The organism is Neobacillus sp. PS3-12 (assembly GCF_030915385.1).
Classification (GTDB): Bacteria; Bacillota; Bacilli; order Bacillales; family Cytobacillaceae; genus JAEVLT01.
Window position 1 is genome coordinate 4,322,442 of the sequence record NZ_CP133268.1, and the last position, 16,362, is coordinate 4,338,803.

Sequence of the window (16,362 nt, forward strand, 5' to 3'; positions counted from 1 at the left end):
AGCGGTTAGTGTACTTCGCTAAAAGTGAGCTTACGCTTTTCTTATGGAGATGAAATAGATTGAAATATATTAGTTTATTGGGTGCCACAGGCTCCATTGGCACGCAAACTTTAGATATCATCAAAGAACATTCTGCCGAGTTTAAATTAGTGGCAATGTCAGTTGGAAAAAACATAGAATTAACACGAAAAATTGTTAAAGACTTTCAGCCAGAGCTAGTTTCTGTTCAAGAAAAGAGCATATCTGATACACTAAAAGCAGAATTTCCTGGAACAAGGTTTACTTATGGAGAACAGGGATTGATAGAGGTAGCTGTATACAAGTCAGCAAATGTTCTTGTTAATGCTGTCCTTGGAAGTGTTGGGCTGAACCCAACATTACAAGCAATTGAGGAAGGCAAAACGATTGCGATCGCCAATAAAGAAACGTTGGTAACAGCAGGACATCTTGTGATCGATGCCGCTAAAAGAAATAACGTTCCACTTCTCCCTGTTGATAGCGAGCATTCAGCCATTTTTCAGGCCTTGCAGGGCGAGAAAATGAAAAATATTGAGCGCCTTATTATTACAGCATCGGGAGGAAGTTTTCGGGACCGTACACGTGACCAGCTTGAAAATGTGACGGTTGAGGAAGCATTAAATCATCCGAATTGGTCAATGGGTGCAAAAATAACAATTGATTCGGCGACAATGATGAACAAGGGATTGGAAGTAATCGAAGCACATTGGCTTTTTAATCTACCATATGAAAAAATCGATGTCCTGCTGCATAAAGAAAGTATTATTCATTCAATGGTGGAGTTTCACGATAGCAGTATTATTGCTCAATTAGGATCTCCGGATATGAGGGTGCCAATCCAATTTGCCCTTACCTTTCCCGATCGCTTGCCATTAGCTTCAGCTAAACGGCTGAACTTGGCTGAAGTTGGAATGCTACACTTTAAGGAAATGGATTTTGAAAGGTTTCGCTGTCTAAAACTTGCCTATGAAGCAGGCAGAATAGGCGGAACAATGCCAACTGTTTTAAATGCTGCTAATGAAATAGCATCAGCTGCTTTTTTGCAGGGCAAAATTCGCTTCCTGCAAATTGAAGATCTTGTTGAAAAGGCACTCGAGAAGCATCAAACCATAGAAAATCCCGGCCTTGCTCTCATCCAAGAGGTTGATAAAGAAACGAGACAGTTTGTTTATTCACTTCTATAAAAAAGGTGGTTATATATTTTGAGTACAGTTATTGCCTTTATTGTAATCTTTGGAGCACTCGTTTTCTTTCATGAATGGGGTCATTTCTTTTTTGCAAAAAGAGCGGGCATTCTTTGCCGCGAGTTCGCAATAGGATTTGGACCTAAAGTGTTTTCTCATAAAAAAGGAGAAACCACCTACAATATTCGGTTATTGCCTATTGGCGGTTATGTCCGAATGGCAGGAGAAGACCCGGAAGTTGTTGAGATTAAGCCAGGGTATCGGATTGGACTTTTATTTGACAATGAAGACAAGGTAACCAAAATTATCCTAAATAATAAAGAAAAATATCCCAATTGCCGAATAGTCGAAGTAGAACAGGCCGATATTGAAAAGGATTTGTTCATAAAAGGTTTTCCAGAAGATGATTCGGACGAAATAAAAACCTTTGTCGTTCAGCCGACAGCAGTTATTGTTGAAAATGGAGCTGAAACACAAATAGCGCCGATCGACCGTCAATTTGGTCACAAGACATTGGCACAAAGAACAATGACTATTTTTGCTGGTCCAATGATGAATTTTGTATTAGCCCTTGTTTTATTTATCATCATTGCCCTTTTGCAAGGGGTACCAACCAACGATCCAAAGCTTGGAGAGATTACGCCAGACGGAGCTGCAAAAGCAGCCGGTCTAATGCAAGGTGATATTGTACAAAGTATTAATGGCTCAGAAATTTCTAGCTGGTCAGATGTTGTTGAAGTTATTCGGAAAAACCCAAATAAGAAACTTGATTTTACCATCAGCCGAAATGGCAAGGATATGGACATTGCCGTTACACCAGTCGAGAAAAAAGTTGAGGGTGAAACAATCGGACTAATTGGTGTCTACAGCCCGGTAGCAAAATCGCCTGTTCAGGCTGTAAAAACTGGTTTTCAAGAGACCTATTTTTGGACAGCACAAATTTTTATTTCACTAGAAAAATTAGTCACAGGTAAATTCTCGATTAATATGCTTTCGGTCCGGTTGGAATATATGCTTCTACTGACACAGTAGCAAAATCGGGTATTTATTACCTAATGAAATGGGCTGGGGTTCTAAGTATTAACCTTGGAATTATGAATCTCTTACCAATACCTGCATTGGATGGCGGCAGATTGATGTTTTTCGCCATCGAAGGATTAAGAGGAAAACCAATTGACAAACAAAAGGAAGGCATGGTCCATTTTATTGGTTTCGCTCTTCTCATGCTGTTAATGCTTGTTGTTACATGGAACGACATTCAGAGATATTTCCTAAGATAAAGCACATTGTTGATCGGAGCGTAAATCAACAAACAAATAAAGCCCCTGTTGCGAAAACGGGGGTTTTCCATTATAAATATAAATATAGAAGTATATCCAAATGAGGTGCAATAACGAATGAAACAGTCAATGACGCTGATTCCCACACTAAGGGAAATACCTGCAGATGCCGATACAAGAAGCCATCAGCTTCTTCTTAAAGCAGGGTTTATCCGCCAAAATGCCAGTGGTGTTTATAGCTACATGCCGCTTGGCAAAAGAGTTTTGCAAAAAGTAGAAAACATTGTCCGTGAAGAAATGGACCTTACTGGAGCAGTTGAATTATTAATGCCAGCACTTCAAGCTGCAGAATTATGGCAGGAGTCAGGCCGTTGGTATACATATGGACCAGAGTTAATGCGATTAAAGGACCGACATGATCGCGAGTTTGCACTAGGTGCAACACATGAGGAAGTCATTACCAGCCTTGTTCGTGATGAAGTAAAATCTTATAAAAGATTACCTTTAAGCTTATACCAAATCCAAACCAAATTTAGAGATGAAAAGCGTCCTCGCTTTGGGCTTTTACGTGGCCGTGAATTTGTGATGAAGGATGGTTACTCGTTCCACTCTAGTCAAGAAAGTCTGGATAAAGTTTATCAAGATTTATATGAAGCCTATTCAAATGTCTTTAGAAGATGCGGATTGAACTTCCGTGCGGTTATCGCCGATTCGGGTGCAATGGGCGGTAAGGATACACATGAATTTATGGTCTTATCCGAGATTGGTGAAGATACAATTGCCTATTCGGATACGTCTAATTATGCAGCCAATATTGAGATGGCACCGGTCAATGTAGAATATCAAAAAGCTGACAAGCAAGCATTGAAGCTTGAGAAGGTACTAACGGAAAATCAAAAAACAATTGGAGAAGTTTCATCTTTCCTTCAACTGAACGCAGATCAAATAATTAAATCCTTGCTATTTAAAGTTGATGATAAGTATGTGCTAGTATTAGTTCGCGGTGACCACGAAGTAAATGATATCAAACTTAAAAACTTGTTTGAAGCAGGGGTTGTTGAATTAGCATCTCCAACAGAAACAGCAGAGATCTTGGGCTGCACGATTGGCTCACTTGGTCCAATAGGTGTAAAGAATGTGGACATCGTTGCTGACAATGCTGTGAAAGTAATTGTAAATGGGGTTTGCGGGGCAAATGAAGAGCACTACCATTTTCTAAATGTTAATCCTGAGCGGGACTTTCATGTCAGTCAGTATGCTGACTTGCGTTTTATCCAGGAAGGTGATCAATCACCAGATGGTGAAGGGAAGATCTTGTTTGCTAAAGGGATTGAAGTGGGCCATATCTTTAAACTGGGAACTCGTTATAGTGAAGCGATGAATGCGACCTACCTTGATGAGAATGGGAAAGCCAAGCCAATGATTATGGGCTGCTATGGAATTGGTGTTTCTCGGACAGTAGCTGCCATTGCAGAGCAATTTAATGACGACAAAGGACTTGTCTGGCCAGTAAATATTGCGCCATATCAATTGCATCTAATTGCAGTTAATATGAAGGATGGTGCTCAAGCCGAGTTGGCTGAATCTCTTTATAAAGAATTAACCGGTAAATATGAAGTATTGTTCGATGATCGCCAAGAAAGACCTGGAGTAAAATTTGCTGATTCCGACTTAATCGGATTGCCAATCCGCATCACTGTCGGTAAAAAAGCAGCAGAAGGCATCGTAGAAGTAAAGGTTCGTAAAAACGGTGAAATGTTTGAAGTTAGGAAAGAAGAACTTTTTGAAAAAGTAAATGAATTATTAGCAGTGCTTTAAAACGAATGGAGGATGATCAAAAAGATCATCCTCTATTTACTTAAAATGGAACTGTCGAAAATCCTCGAATAGGTCCTTTCATATGTTATAATTATTTTTTGATGATACTAGAGAAAAAGAATTGTTTAGATAGATGGGAGAGAGAGCGATGAGCGAAAACACCTTTAGCGATAAAGAGCGATTATTCAAGGTTTTGCTCCAGCAAATCCAAATGACGGATGATACTGAAGTCGTTCATTTTCAAAATGCACAAATTGAAAAATTGACAGTTGAAAAGAAAGCACGAAAGTGGCACTTTCAATTTTTATTTGAAAAGATTTTACCCTTCCGTGTATACAATCGCTTTACTTCCTTATTAGAAAGAGCATTTTCAAATATTGCAGTGATATCTTATCAAATCCAAGTTTCGGACCAAAAAATTTCACCGCAAATTTTTATTGATTATTGGAATGCTTCGATCCGACAACTTGATGGAATTGCTCCGCCCTTGCTTAAGCTCCTTAATGAACAGATTCCCGCTATTCATGGGAATAAAGTAACCATTTCTGTTCGGAATGAGACAGAAGGGCTGACAATCAAGCGAAAGTATGCAGGAATGATTGCCGAGATATACCAAGCCTTTGGATTTCCGCTTATTAGCTTTGAGACAGAGGTCAATGTAGAAGAGAATAATGACGAATTAAATCAATTCCTGATGGCTAAGGAAAAAGAAGACCAGGAACGGGCAAGGGCTGCAATGATCGAGATGCAGAAGAAGGAAACCGAAAAAGAACAAGCTCCTGGTGAAAGTGAAGGTCCGCTTACAATTGGACTCACGATCAAAGATGATTCTGACTTCCGCAATTTAATTGATATTGTTGATGAAGAAGAAGAATTGCCATTGAAGGCTATATCTTTGATGCAGAAACAAAAGAGCTAAGAAGCGGTCGGACGTTATTAACCTTTAAGGTAACCGACTATACGAGCTCCATCATGGTCAAAATGTTTTCCCGTGATAAAGAGGATGCCTCACAATTCCAACGAGTTAAAAAAGGTATGTGGGTAAAGGTTAGAGGAAGTATTCAAAATGATACTTTTGTCCGCGACTTAATTATGATTGGTAATGATATTAATGAAATAAAAGCACCTGGTCGTAAAGATACAGCACCTGAAGATGAAAAACGGGTTGAGCTACATCTTCACACGCCAATGAGCCAAATGGATGCTGTTACACCGATGGCTTCACTTGTAGCCCAGGCAGCAAAATGGGGGCATAAAGCGATTGCGGTGACAGACCATGCAGGTGCCCAATCATTCCCTGAAGCATTCAGCGCCGGAAAAGAATAATATCAAGATTCTATATGGAATTGAAGCTAATTTGGTTGATGATGGTGTACCGATTGCCTACAATGAAGACCATCGCCTGTTAACAGAAGAAACATATGTTGTTTTTGACGTAGAGACAACCGGGCTTTCTGCTCACTATGATGTCATTATCGAACTTGCTGCTGTTAAGGTGCGTGGAGGAGAAATAATTGATCGCTTTGAATCATTTGCCAATCCGCATCGCCGCTTGTCCGCAACCATTATCAATTTAACCAGCATCACGGATGATATGCTAAAAGATGCACCAGAAATTGAAGATGTGTTAAAACGGTATTCCGAATGGGTTGGCGATTGTACCTTGGTTGCCCACAATGCATCGTTTGATATGGGCTTCTTAAATGCAGGTTATAAAAAAATGGGTTATGAAAAAGCCAAAAATCCTGTCATTGATACATTGGAATTAGGCCGTTTTCTTTATCCTGAAATGAAAAACCATCGTTTAAATACTTTAGCAAAAAAATTCGATATCGATTTAACTCAGCATCACAGGGCTATTTACGATACAGAAGCAACAGGTTATTTATTGATAAAAATGTTAAAGGATGCCCTTGAAGAAAAAGGAATCCAATACCATGATGAATTAAATAATTATATGGGACAGGGTAATGCCTACCAGCGTGCACGTCCATACCATTGTACGCTGCTTGCCCAAAACGATGTTGGTCTTAAGAATATGTTTAAGCTTGTGTCAATTGCTCATTTAGAATATTTTTATCGGGTTCCCAGAATCCCTAGGTCTGTCCTTCAAAGATACCGTGAAGGAATCCTAGTTGGGTCAGCGTGTGACAAAGGGGAAGTTTTTGAAGGAATGATGCAAAAATCCCCTGAAGAAGTAGAACACGTGGCTGAATTCTATGATTATCTTGAGGTCATGCCAAAGCCTGTTTACGCACCGCTCATTGAGATGGAACTTGTTAAGAGTGAACACGACTTGGAAGAAATTATTGGCAATATTGTAAAGCTGGGTGAGAAGTTTGGGAAACCAGTTGTAGCAACAGGAAATGTTCATTATTTAAATGAAAATGATAAAATTTACCGTAAGATTTTAATAAATTCGCAAGGCGGCGCCAATCCGCTAAATCGTCATAAGCTGCCAGATGTTCATTTCCGGACAACAGATGAAATGCTGAAGGAATTTTCATTTTTAGGCTTTGATAAAGCAAAAGAAATTGTCATCACCAATACAAATAAAATTGCGGATATGGTTGATTCAATCAAACCGGTAAGAGACGATTTGTATACCCCAAAAATCGAAGGCGCAGAGGAAGAGATGCGGGAGCTTAGCTACACGAGGGCCCGAAAAATTTATGGGGAACAGATTCCGGAAATTGTTGAAGCACGACTTGAAAAAGAATTAAACAGTATTATCAGCAATGGATTCTCAGTTATTTACTTAATTGCTCATAAACTGGTAAAAAAATCTCTGGATGATGGTTATCTGGTTGGATCACGTGGTTCCGTCGGATCTTCTTTAGTTGCGACCATGTCAGATATTACGGAAGTTAATCCATTACCGCCGCATTATGTTTGTCCAAATTGTAAGCATTCCGAATTTATTGCCGATGGTTCGGTTGGTTCCGGTTTTGACTTGCCCGATAAAGATTGCCCAAACTGTGGGGCAAAATATAAAAAAGACGGTCATGATATCCCATTTGAAACCTTCCTTGGTTTTAAAGGAGACAAGGTTCCAGATATCGACTTAAACTTCTCTGGTGAGTATCAGCCGCGAGCCCATGATTATACCAAGGTTCTTTTCGGCGGTGATAATGTATTTCGAGCCGGTACAATCGGTACAGTCGCTGATAAAACGGCCTATGGTTATGTGAAAGCCTATCAGCAGGATAACAATCTTCATTACCGCAATGCCGAAATTGACCGATTAGCTTCTGGCTGTACAGGGGTTAAAAGAACAACTGGACAGCACCCGGGAGGAATTATTGTTATCCCGGATTATATGGATATTTATGATTTCTCGCCGATCCAGTTTCCAGCGGATGACCGCACAAGTGAATGGCGAACAACACATTTTGATTTCCACTCGATTCATGATAATGTGTTAAAGCTAGATATACTCGGACACGATGATCCGACCGTGATCAGGATGCTTCAGGACCTTAGTGGAATTGATCCAAAAACGATTCCGACCGATGATCCGGAGGTTATGAAAATTTTCAGCGGTCCGGAATCATTAGGTGTAACCGAAGAACAAATCATGTGTAAAACAGGAACATTAGGGATTCCGGAATTTGGTACCAGATTCGTACGGCAAATGTTAGAAGATACAAAACCAACAACATTTTCCGAATTAGTTCAGATTTCTGGGCTTTCACATGGGACAGATGTATGGCTCGGTAACGCTCAGGAATTAATCCAGCAAAAAATCTGCAACCTCAGTGAAGTAATTGGCTGCCGTGACGATATCATGGTCTACCTTATTTACCAGGGACTTGACCCATCGTTTGCGTTTAAAATTATGGAATCTGTCCGTAAGGGTAAAGGCCTGACCGAGGAAATGGAAGCGGAAATGAGGAGGAATGAAGTACCAGAATGGTATATTGATTCCTGCAAAAAAATCAAGTACATGTTCCCGAAAGCTCACGCCGCTGCCTATGTATTAATGGCGGTTCGGATCGCTTACTTTAAAGTACATCATCCTCTCCTTTATTACACCGCATATTTTACGGTTCGTGCGGAGGATTTCGATGTTGAAGCAATGGCGAATGGCTCAGAAGCAATCCGCGCTAAAATTGTTGAGATCAACGCAAAAGGTCTTGATGCTTCAAACAAAGAGAAAAACTTGTTAACCGTTCTTGAGCTTGCACTTGAAATGACGGAAAGGGGTTATTCTTTCCAAAAAATTAATTTATACAAATCAGCTGCGACTGAATTTATTATTGAAGGAAATACGTTAATTCCACCGTTTAATGCGATTCCAGGTTTAGGAATGAACGTAGCTGTCAATATTGTTAAAGCAAGAGAACAAGGAGAATTTTTATCGAAAGAAGATTTGCAGCAGCGCGGTAAAGTTTCCAAAACGCTGATCGAATACTTGGATAACCAAGGGGCCCTTGCAGATTTGCCAGACCAAAACCAGTTATCACTATTTTAGGTTGATTAACTCCTTGTCAAGGCTTATAGGACATGATTTATTTGCAACTATTATTCGGTTATGGTATAGTTTTATTGGAAATACTAAGAAATACTCTCGTGTGATCAAGAGTGGGGCAACCCGCTCTTTTGTCTTGTTATAAGATACAGTTAAAAATATTTTGCTCAAAAAGCCTCATGGCAAATTGAAAAACCTTCCCGTTACATACGTAAACAAGGGTGAAAAATCTCGTAAAAGGAGGTTAAGCATGAGTAAAGTAATAGAAATAGTAGAAGAACTGGCAGAGCCAATCGTAAGCGGGCTTGGATTAGAACTGGTTGAAGTTGAATATGTAAAAGAAGGAAAAAGTTGGTTTCTTCGTGTTTATATCGATAAAGACACTGGTGTGGATATTGAAGAATGCGGACTTGTAAGTGAACAACTCAGCGAAAAACTGGATGAACTTGATCCGATACCCCATAACTATTTTCTAGAAGTATCCTCTCCTGGGGCCGAAAGACCATTAAAGAGGGAAAAGGACTTTGAAAAAGCGATTGGAAAGAATGTTTTTGTGAAAACATACGAGCCAATCGATGGCGAAAAAACCTTTGAAGGAATTTTAACTGCTTTTGATGGTAATACAGTTTCAATTGAAGTGAAAATTAAAACACGAAAGAAAATGGTAGAAGTCCCATATGAGAAAGTGGCTAGCGCACGTTTGGCGGTTATTTTTTCATAAGTATGACTTGAATAGATGTTAAGGGGGATTTGATTCTATGAGCAGCGAACTCTTAGATGCTCTAAATGTACTGGAAAAAGAAAAAGGAATTTCCAGAGATGTATTAATGGATGCAATTGAAGCAGCACTTATATCAGCTTATCGACGTAATTTTAATCAAGCGCAAAACGTTCGAATAGATTTAAATCTTGAAAAAGGATCGATGAGGGTTTTTGCTCGTAAGGAAGTGGTTGATCAAGTTTTTGACCCTCGCCTTGAAATTTCAATAGAAGATGCAAAACAAATCAATCCAAACTACCAAGTTGAAGATGTTGTTGAGATGGAAGTAACTCCTAAGAATTTCGGACGGATTGCTGCACAAACGGCTAAACAAGTAGTTACTCAGCGTGTACGTGAAGCGGAACGCGGAATTATTTATTCTGAGTTTATTGACCGTGAAGAAGATATTATGACAGGTATTGTTCAACGGCTTGATTCTAAATTTATTTATGTCAGCCTTGGAAAAATCGAGGCCTTGCTACCTGTTAATGAACAAATGCCAAATGAACGCTATAAACCGCATGATCGGATTAAAGTATTTATTACCAAGGTTGAGAAAACTACAAAAGGCCCGCAAATTTTTGTATCAAGAACACATCCTGGCCTTTTAAAACGCTTATTCGAAATCGAAGTTCCTGAGATTTACGATGGCACTGTTGAAATTAAATCAGTATCTCGTGAAGCAGGTGACCGTTCAAAAATCTCCGTTCATTCTGATAATCCTGAGGTAGATCCTGTTGGGGCTTGTGTTGGACCAAAAGGATCTAGGGTACAGGCAGTCGTGAACGAATTAAAGGGCGAAAAAATTGATATTGTCAAGTGGTCGGATGACCCAGTGGTTTTTGTGGCAAATTCTCTAAGTCCATCAAAAGTATTAGATGTTAATGTCAATGAAAATGATAAAGCAACCACTGTCGTTGTCCCAGATTATCAGTTATCATTAGCGATTGGAAAAAGAGGTCAAAATGCGCGATTAGCTGCCAAATTAACTGGCTGGAAGATTGATATTAAATCGGAAACGGATGCCCGTGAATTAGGGATTTTTCCGCGTGAAGAAACCATTAAACTTTTTGAAGATGATGTAGTGTTTGATCATGAGTTAGAGGAAGAAGAAATCGATTAACAAATGGGGTGAATGTTGTGAACAAACCTAAAAAGGTTCCTATGCGCAAATGTGTGGCTACCGGTGTAATGAAGCCGAAAAAAGAACTCGTTCGCATCGTTCGCAGCAAGGAAGGTGACGTATCGATTGATTTAACTGGTAAGAAGTCAGGAAGAGGTGCGTACCTATCCAAAGACAGAGAAGCTGTTCTTTTAGCCAAGAAAAAAAACACCTTATCTAACCATTTAGAAGTAACAATCGATGAAAAGATTTACGATGAGCTCCTAGAGCTTATAGAGAAGGAGAATTGACGGTCCATGAACTCTTCGAAATGGATGTCATTACTTGGCCTGGCCAATCGAGCACGGAAAATTATATCAGGTGAGGAGCTTTCCGTGAAGGAAATTCGGAGCGGAAAAGCAAAACTTATATTATTATCGGCAGACGCATCTGCAAATACAACAAAAAAAATTACGGATAAATGTCATTCGTACCAAGTTCCATTAAAAATTGTGGAAGATCGTTTTTTACTTGGAAAAGCCATTGGGAAAGAAGCCCGCGTTGTTGTAGCTGTATTGGATAATGGGTTTGCGAAGAAGCTGGTTACGTTGCTCGATTAAATCTAGCGGGGGTGAAAGAATGAGTAAAACACGTGTATATGAATATGCCAAAAAATACAACATCTCAAGTAAAGATGTTATTACAAAACTAAAAGAAATGAATGTTGAGGTTTCTAACCATATGGCGACAATTGAAGAAGCAGAGATTGCCAAGCTTGACGCGATCTATAATAAAAAAGAGAGCAAAGAGACGCAAAAGCAGGCAAAGCCTGGAGAACAACGCCAAAACGGGAAACCAACGAATGCAAGTCAGCCACAAAAACAACAAATCCAGCCAAAAGCTACAGCAAAAGCATTTGAAGATGATGACGACGTTAAAGTAGCTGTACCTGCAAAAGCGAAAGTGGCTCCTCCTAAAGTCAAAGAAGGAAAAAAACACGATCAAGAATTTCAATCAAAAGAAAATAAAGCATTCAATAAAGGAAAAGCTAATAATAGACCTGGACAGCAAAACCGCAATCGTAATAATAATAAAAAGCCGCATGCCCAGGTACAGCAGCAGCAACAGCAACAGCCACAAAAGAAAAAAGAGAGGGAACTTCCTTCAAAAATCACCTTTAGTGAATCTTTAACAGTTGCTGAGCTTGGAAAAAAATTACATCGTGAGCCATCAGAAATCATTAAGAAGTTATTCTTACTTGGTGTCATGGCAACGATCAATCAAGATTTAGATAAAGATGCCATTGAATTAATTGCTGGTGAGTATGGAGTTGCGGTTGAGGAAGAAATTAAAATCGATGCAACCGACCTAGAGGTTTATTTTACAGAAGACGCACCAGAAGAACTTGTTGAAAGACCATCTGTTGTGACAATTATGGGTCACGTTGACCATGGTAAAACCACATTGCTCGATTCCATTCGAAATACAAAAGTGACAGAAGGCGAAGCCGGCGGAATCACTCAGCATATCGGGGCCTATCAGGTCGTAGAAAATGGTAAGAAAATTACCTTCTTGGATACTCCTGGACACGCAGCCTTTACGACAATGCGTGCCCGTGGTGCCAAAATCACTGATATCACGATTCTTGTTGTCGCTGCAGATGACGGTGTTATGCCGCAAACAATTGAAGCAATCAATCATGCTAAAGCTGCAGAAGTTCCAATTATCGTAGCCGTTAATAAAATGGATAAAGAAGCAGCAAATGCAGACCGTGTTATGCAGGAGCTAACTGAACATGGATTAGTTGCCGAAGCATGGGGCGGGGATACTATTTTCGTTCCACTTTCCGCAAAAACTGGAGAAGGCATTGATAACCTTCTTGAAATGATTTTACTTGTCGGTGAAGTAGAAGAATGGAAAGCAAATCCAAAGCGAAACGCTATGGGTACTGTCATTGAAGCTCGTTTGGATAAAGGACGTGGGCCAGTAGCCACGTTGCTCATTCAAAACGGAACACTTCGCATTGGAGATCCAATTGTTGTTGGTCATACCCATGGCCGTGTCCGTGCAATGGTCAATGATCTAGGCCGCAGGGTGAAAGAAGCAGGTCCGTCTACACCTGTTGAAATCACAGGTTTAAATGATGTCCCACAAGCAGGCGACCGTTTTGTTGTTTTTGACGATGAAAAGTCGGCTCGCAATGTGGGAGAAGCAAGAGCACAGCAGGCCTTGGTTGCCCATCGCGGCGGACAATCCCGCGTAAGTTTAGAGACATTATTTGAACAAATGAAGCAAGGTGAAATGAAAGACCTTAATGTTATTATTAAAGCCGACGTGCAAGGTTCTGCAGAGGCTGTTGCCGCTTCATTACAAAAAATCGAGGTCGAAGGTGTCAATATCAAAATTATTCACAGTGCTGCAGGAGCGATCAATGAGTCAGATATCACGTTAGCAGCTGCTTCAAATGCAATTGTTATTGGTTTCAACGTTCGCCCTGACGCCAATGCTAAACGGGCTGCAGAGGCTGAAAAGGTTGATGTCCGCCTTCACAGAATTATTTACAAAGTTATTGAAGAAATTGAATCAGCGATGAAAGGTATGCTTGATCCAGAGTTTGAAGAAAAAATTATCGGTCAAGCAGAAGTTCGTCAAACCTTTAAAGTATCGAAAGTTGGAACCATTGCTGGTTCTTATGTAATCGATGGTAAGATTACTCGTGACAGCGGAGTCCGTGTCATTCGTGACGGTGTCGTAATCTACGAAGGGGAAATTGATGATCTAAAACGTTTCAAAGATGATGCAAAAGAAGTAGCCCAAGGTTATGAATGTGGGATTACCATTAAAAACTTCAATGATGTTAAAGAGGGAGATATCATTGAAGCTTATGTAATGCAAGAAATTGAACGTAAATGATCGTTGGTCTAGCTGCTTGTGAATGCATCATTTATGATGCCCATTCTTTGAAAGAGAAACGAGCGGTCCTGCAGCGGATTATCACCCGACTAAAACAAAGGTATAATGTGTCGGTTTCAGAGGTTGATTATCAGGATGTATGGCAGCGAACGAAAATTGCCATTGTGACTGTCGCCTCTGCCCGAGTTTCCGCTGAAGTAGAATTACAGCATGCCCTGCAGCTAATTGACTCGTTTCCGGAAATAGAAAGAACGATCACCGACATTGAATGGCTTTAGAATAAGAGGTGAATGCATATGACCAACCACAGAGCAAACCGGGTTGGGGAGCAAATGAAGAAAGAGTTAAGTGATATCATCGGACGTAAAATAAAGGATCCAAGAATCGGATTCGTTACCGTAACGGACGTACAAGTAACCGGTGACCTTCAACAGGCAAAGGTTTATATCTCTGTTTTAGGCGATGAGGAGCAAAGAGAGAATACTCTTAAAGGGCTTGCGAAAGCGAAAGGATTTATCCGAACTGAAATCGGCCATCGAATCCGTCTTCGCAAAACACCTGAAATTATTTTTGAATTTGATGAATCAATCGATTATGGCAATCGTATTGAAAATCTTCTCCATCAATTGCATACAGAGGACAACGACCAACAGCCTGAAAGAGAAGAGTAAATGGATAGACATTGTCTATCCATTTTTTTTGAAAGAATCTGAGGAGGAGGGATCCATTTGGAAGGAATCTTGCCATTGTTTAAGCCTGCCGGGCTTACATCACATGATTGCATTTTTAAATTGCGAAAAATATTAAAAACTAAAAAAGTCGGCCATACCGGCACACTTGACCCGGATGTTACTGGAGTACTTCCCGTTTGTATCGGCAGAGCAACAAAAGTGGCAGAGTATGTAACAGATGCCGGTAAAGCCTATGAAGGTGAAGTCACGATTGGGTTCTCAACCACAACTGAAGATGCTTCTGGTGATGTTGTAGAAAAGAAAACGATAGACCGAGGTTTCACAAGAGACGAGCTCCAATCAGTTTTAACTTCATTAACAGGTGAAATTGAACAAACTCCGCCCATGTATTCTGCGGTAAAAGTGAACGGTACACGTCTGTATGAATACGCAAGAAAAGGAATTGAAGTGGAGCGACCAACAAGAAAAGTGAAGATCCATTCCATCGAATTACTGGATGATCGCCAGGAGTTCTCAGGTGAAACGGTATCTTTTCGCTTTCAAGTGGACTGCAGTAAAGGCACCTATATTCGTACTTTAGCCGTCATGATTGGTGAAAAGCTTGGGTACCCTGCACATATGTCAAAGCTCGAGCGTACCCGAGCAGCATCGTTTGCACTAGATGATTGCCTGACATTCTCCGAGGTTGAGGAAAAAATGGAGCAGGGGACGATTGAAAATTTCTTATACCCACTCGAAGAGGCTCTTTCTCATTTGCCCAAATATGTTATAAATGATAAAGTAGCAGAGAAAGTGAAAAATGGAGCCGTCTTACCCCTGCCGGAAAATAACGGTAACTGGGATGGCCCAATTGTGGTTGAAAATGAAGCAAAAGTAGCGCTGGCTATTTACGCTAAACACCCGAACAAACCAGGTTTGATGAAACCTGTAAAGGTTTTACGCAACAACCAATTGGAAAAAGAGTTATAGAGAAAAGGTGAGTTTGATTGTGGAAATAAAAATGCTTGATTTTCCCCTTCATCTAAATAATGAGGAGATTCCCCCACTGGCAATGGCGCTTGGCTATTTTGATGGAGTGCATCGAGGTCACAGACAGGTGATCCTAGAGGCAAAAAGAAATGCCAAAAAACTTGGGTTAAAAAGTGCTGTTATGACGTTGGATCCGCATCCGTCTGTCGTTCTTAAAAAAAGTGGCCGCAATATGCAATCTATTACTCCGTTAAGTGAGAAAATTGAGATAATCGCTGACCTGGGTATCGATTATTTGTTTATTGTTCATTTTACAGCAGATTTTGCCAATCTTCTTCCACAGGAATTTGTGGATCAGTTTCTCATTGGCTTAAATGTTAAACATGTTGTGGCTGGCTTTGATTATACATATGGCCGCATGGGTAAAGGAACAATGGAAACATTGACATTTCATTCCAGAGAGCAGTTTACATTTACGACTGTCCCTAAATTTACTTGCGGAGACGAAAAAGTAAGCTCAACTTGGATTAGAAAGCTTCTTAATGAAGGGGAAACAGAACAGCTTTCCCAGTTGCTTGGCCGATATTATACCACCTCAGGCATTGTTGTTCATGGAGATAAACGAGGACGAACAATTGGTTTTCCAACAGCAAATGTAGAGCTAAATGAGGAATATATTGTTCCACCTGTTGGGGTATATGCAGCACGGTTTAAGGTTAAAGGAAAATGGTACAATGGAGTATGTAATCTTGGTTACAAACCTACTTTTAAAAATGAAGCTGCGGCAAAACCATCAATAGAGGTTCACCTCTTTGATTTTAATCGGGATATTTACGGTGAAAAGGTTCAAGTTGAATGGCATCGTTACCTAAGAAAAGAACAAAAGTTTTCAGGGATTGATGAGCTTGTAGCGCAAATAGAAAAAGACAAGCAAAATGCCATAGATTACTTTCAAGAGAACAATTTGCCAAAATCGAGTTTATTTTTAAGAAATGATGGATAATCTTTAACATACTTGATTTTTAGCGTGAAAAAGTGTATTCTTATATTCGTACGAAAATGAACCTTTGCTTGGCAAGTCGAGTCACCGACGCTTGCTCAGTAACAGGCGATTGAAATTAAGCAACCAGCATGGCTGATTGTTGCTATACTAGG

Annotated in this window: 11 protein-coding genes and 2 pseudogenes; all 13 read left to right on the plus strand. The window is 40.1% G+C overall.

Annotated features, from left to right (window positions below):
* Window positions 1–59 precede the first annotated feature (59 nt).
* The 13 genes and pseudogenes from dxr to ribF all read left to right on the plus strand — a co-directional run bounded on the left by dxr (window position 60) and on the right by ribF (window position 16,210).
* On the plus strand, window positions 60–1,202 hold the full coding sequence (dxr, locus tag RCG17_RS21865) for a 1-deoxy-D-xylulose-5-phosphate reductoisomerase (RefSeq protein ID WP_308172169.1): 1,143 nt from the start codon (window positions 60–62) through the stop codon (window positions 1,200–1,202).
* A gap of 18 nt (window positions 1,203–1,220) precedes the next feature.
* Window positions 1,221–2,482, plus strand: a pseudogene (gene rseP / locus RCG17_RS21870) (RIP metalloprotease RseP).
* A 117-nt stretch (window positions 2,483–2,599) separates the two neighbouring features.
* A complete protein-coding gene (locus RCG17_RS21875) occupies window positions 2,600–4,300 on the plus strand; it encodes a proline--tRNA ligase (protein WP_308172170.1) in 1,701 nt (566 codons plus the stop codon).
* Window positions 4,301–4,448: 148 nt separating this feature from the next.
* Window positions 4,449–8,774: pseudogene (locus RCG17_RS21880) on the plus strand (PolC-type DNA polymerase III).
* A 247-nt stretch (window positions 8,775–9,021) separates the two neighbouring features.
* Window positions 9,022–9,492 (plus strand): ribosome maturation factor RimP, encoded by a 471-nt coding sequence (gene rimP, locus RCG17_RS21885; RefSeq protein WP_308172171.1) that lies wholly within the window; start codon window positions 9,022–9,024, stop codon window positions 9,490–9,492.
* Window positions 9,493–9,529: 37 nt separating this feature from the next.
* Window positions 9,530–10,654, plus strand: coding sequence for a transcription termination factor NusA (gene nusA / locus RCG17_RS21890; RefSeq protein ID WP_308172172.1), 1,125 nt, complete (start codon window positions 9,530–9,532; stop codon window positions 10,652–10,654).
* A 17-nt stretch (window positions 10,655–10,671) separates the two neighbouring features.
* Window positions 10,672–10,944, plus strand: coding sequence for an RNase P modulator RnpM (gene rnpM / locus RCG17_RS21895; RefSeq protein ID WP_308172173.1), 273 nt, complete (start codon window positions 10,672–10,674; stop codon window positions 10,942–10,944).
* A 6-nt stretch (window positions 10,945–10,950) separates the two neighbouring features.
* A complete protein-coding gene (locus RCG17_RS21900) occupies window positions 10,951–11,253 on the plus strand; it encodes a YlxQ family RNA-binding protein (protein ID WP_308172174.1) in 303 nt (100 codons plus the stop codon).
* A gap of 19 nt (window positions 11,254–11,272) precedes the next feature.
* Complete coding sequence (gene infB / locus RCG17_RS21905; protein ID WP_308172175.1) at window positions 11,273–13,546, plus strand: translation initiation factor IF-2; 2,274 nt, start codon at window positions 11,273–11,275, stop codon at window positions 13,544–13,546.
* Window positions 13,543–13,824, plus strand: coding sequence for a DUF503 domain-containing protein (locus RCG17_RS21910; protein WP_308172176.1), 282 nt, complete (start codon window positions 13,543–13,545; stop codon window positions 13,822–13,824). Before infB ends, RCG17_RS21910 begins: the two co-directional genes overlap by 4 nt.
* Before the next feature lie 18 nt (window positions 13,825–13,842).
* Window positions 13,843–14,217, plus strand: a complete 375-nt coding sequence (gene rbfA, locus RCG17_RS21915; protein ID WP_308172177.1) for a 30S ribosome-binding factor RbfA — start codon at window positions 13,843–13,845, stop codon at window positions 14,215–14,217.
* A 57-nt stretch (window positions 14,218–14,274) separates the two neighbouring features.
* Window positions 14,275–15,207: a tRNA pseudouridine(55) synthase TruB gene (truB, locus tag RCG17_RS21920; protein ID WP_308172178.1), complete on the plus strand. Its 933-nt coding sequence runs from the start codon at window positions 14,275–14,277 to the stop codon at window positions 15,205–15,207.
* A 19-nt stretch (window positions 15,208–15,226) separates the two neighbouring features.
* On the plus strand, window positions 15,227–16,210 hold the full coding sequence (gene ribF / locus RCG17_RS21925; protein ID WP_374120861.1) for a bifunctional riboflavin kinase/FAD synthetase: 984 nt from the start codon (window positions 15,227–15,229) through the stop codon (window positions 16,208–16,210).
* Window positions 16,211–16,362 lie beyond the last annotated feature (152 nt).

Bases quoted from the DNA above. Each gene is read 5' to 3' on its own strand.
- infB (WP_308172175.1), top strand. From the start codon at position 11,273: ATGAGTAAAACACGTGTATATGAATATGCCAAAAAATACAACATCTCA.
- RCG17_RS21875 (WP_308172170.1), top strand. From the start codon at position 2,600: ATGAAACAGTCAATGACGCTGATTCCCACACTAAGGGAAATACCTGCA.
- RCG17_RS21910 (WP_308172176.1), top strand. From the start codon at position 13,543: ATGATCGTTGGTCTAGCTGCTTGTGAATGCATCATTTATGATGCCCAT.
- nusA (WP_308172172.1), top strand. From the start codon at position 9,530: ATGAGCAGCGAACTCTTAGATGCTCTAAATGTACTGGAAAAAGAAAAA.
- rbfA (WP_308172177.1), top strand. From the start codon at position 13,843: ATGACCAACCACAGAGCAAACCGGGTTGGGGAGCAAATGAAGAAAGAG.
- rimP (WP_308172171.1), top strand. From the start codon at position 9,022: ATGAGTAAAGTAATAGAAATAGTAGAAGAACTGGCAGAGCCAATCGTA.
- RCG17_RS21900 (WP_308172174.1), top strand. From the start codon at position 10,951: ATGAACTCTTCGAAATGGATGTCATTACTTGGCCTGGCCAATCGAGCA.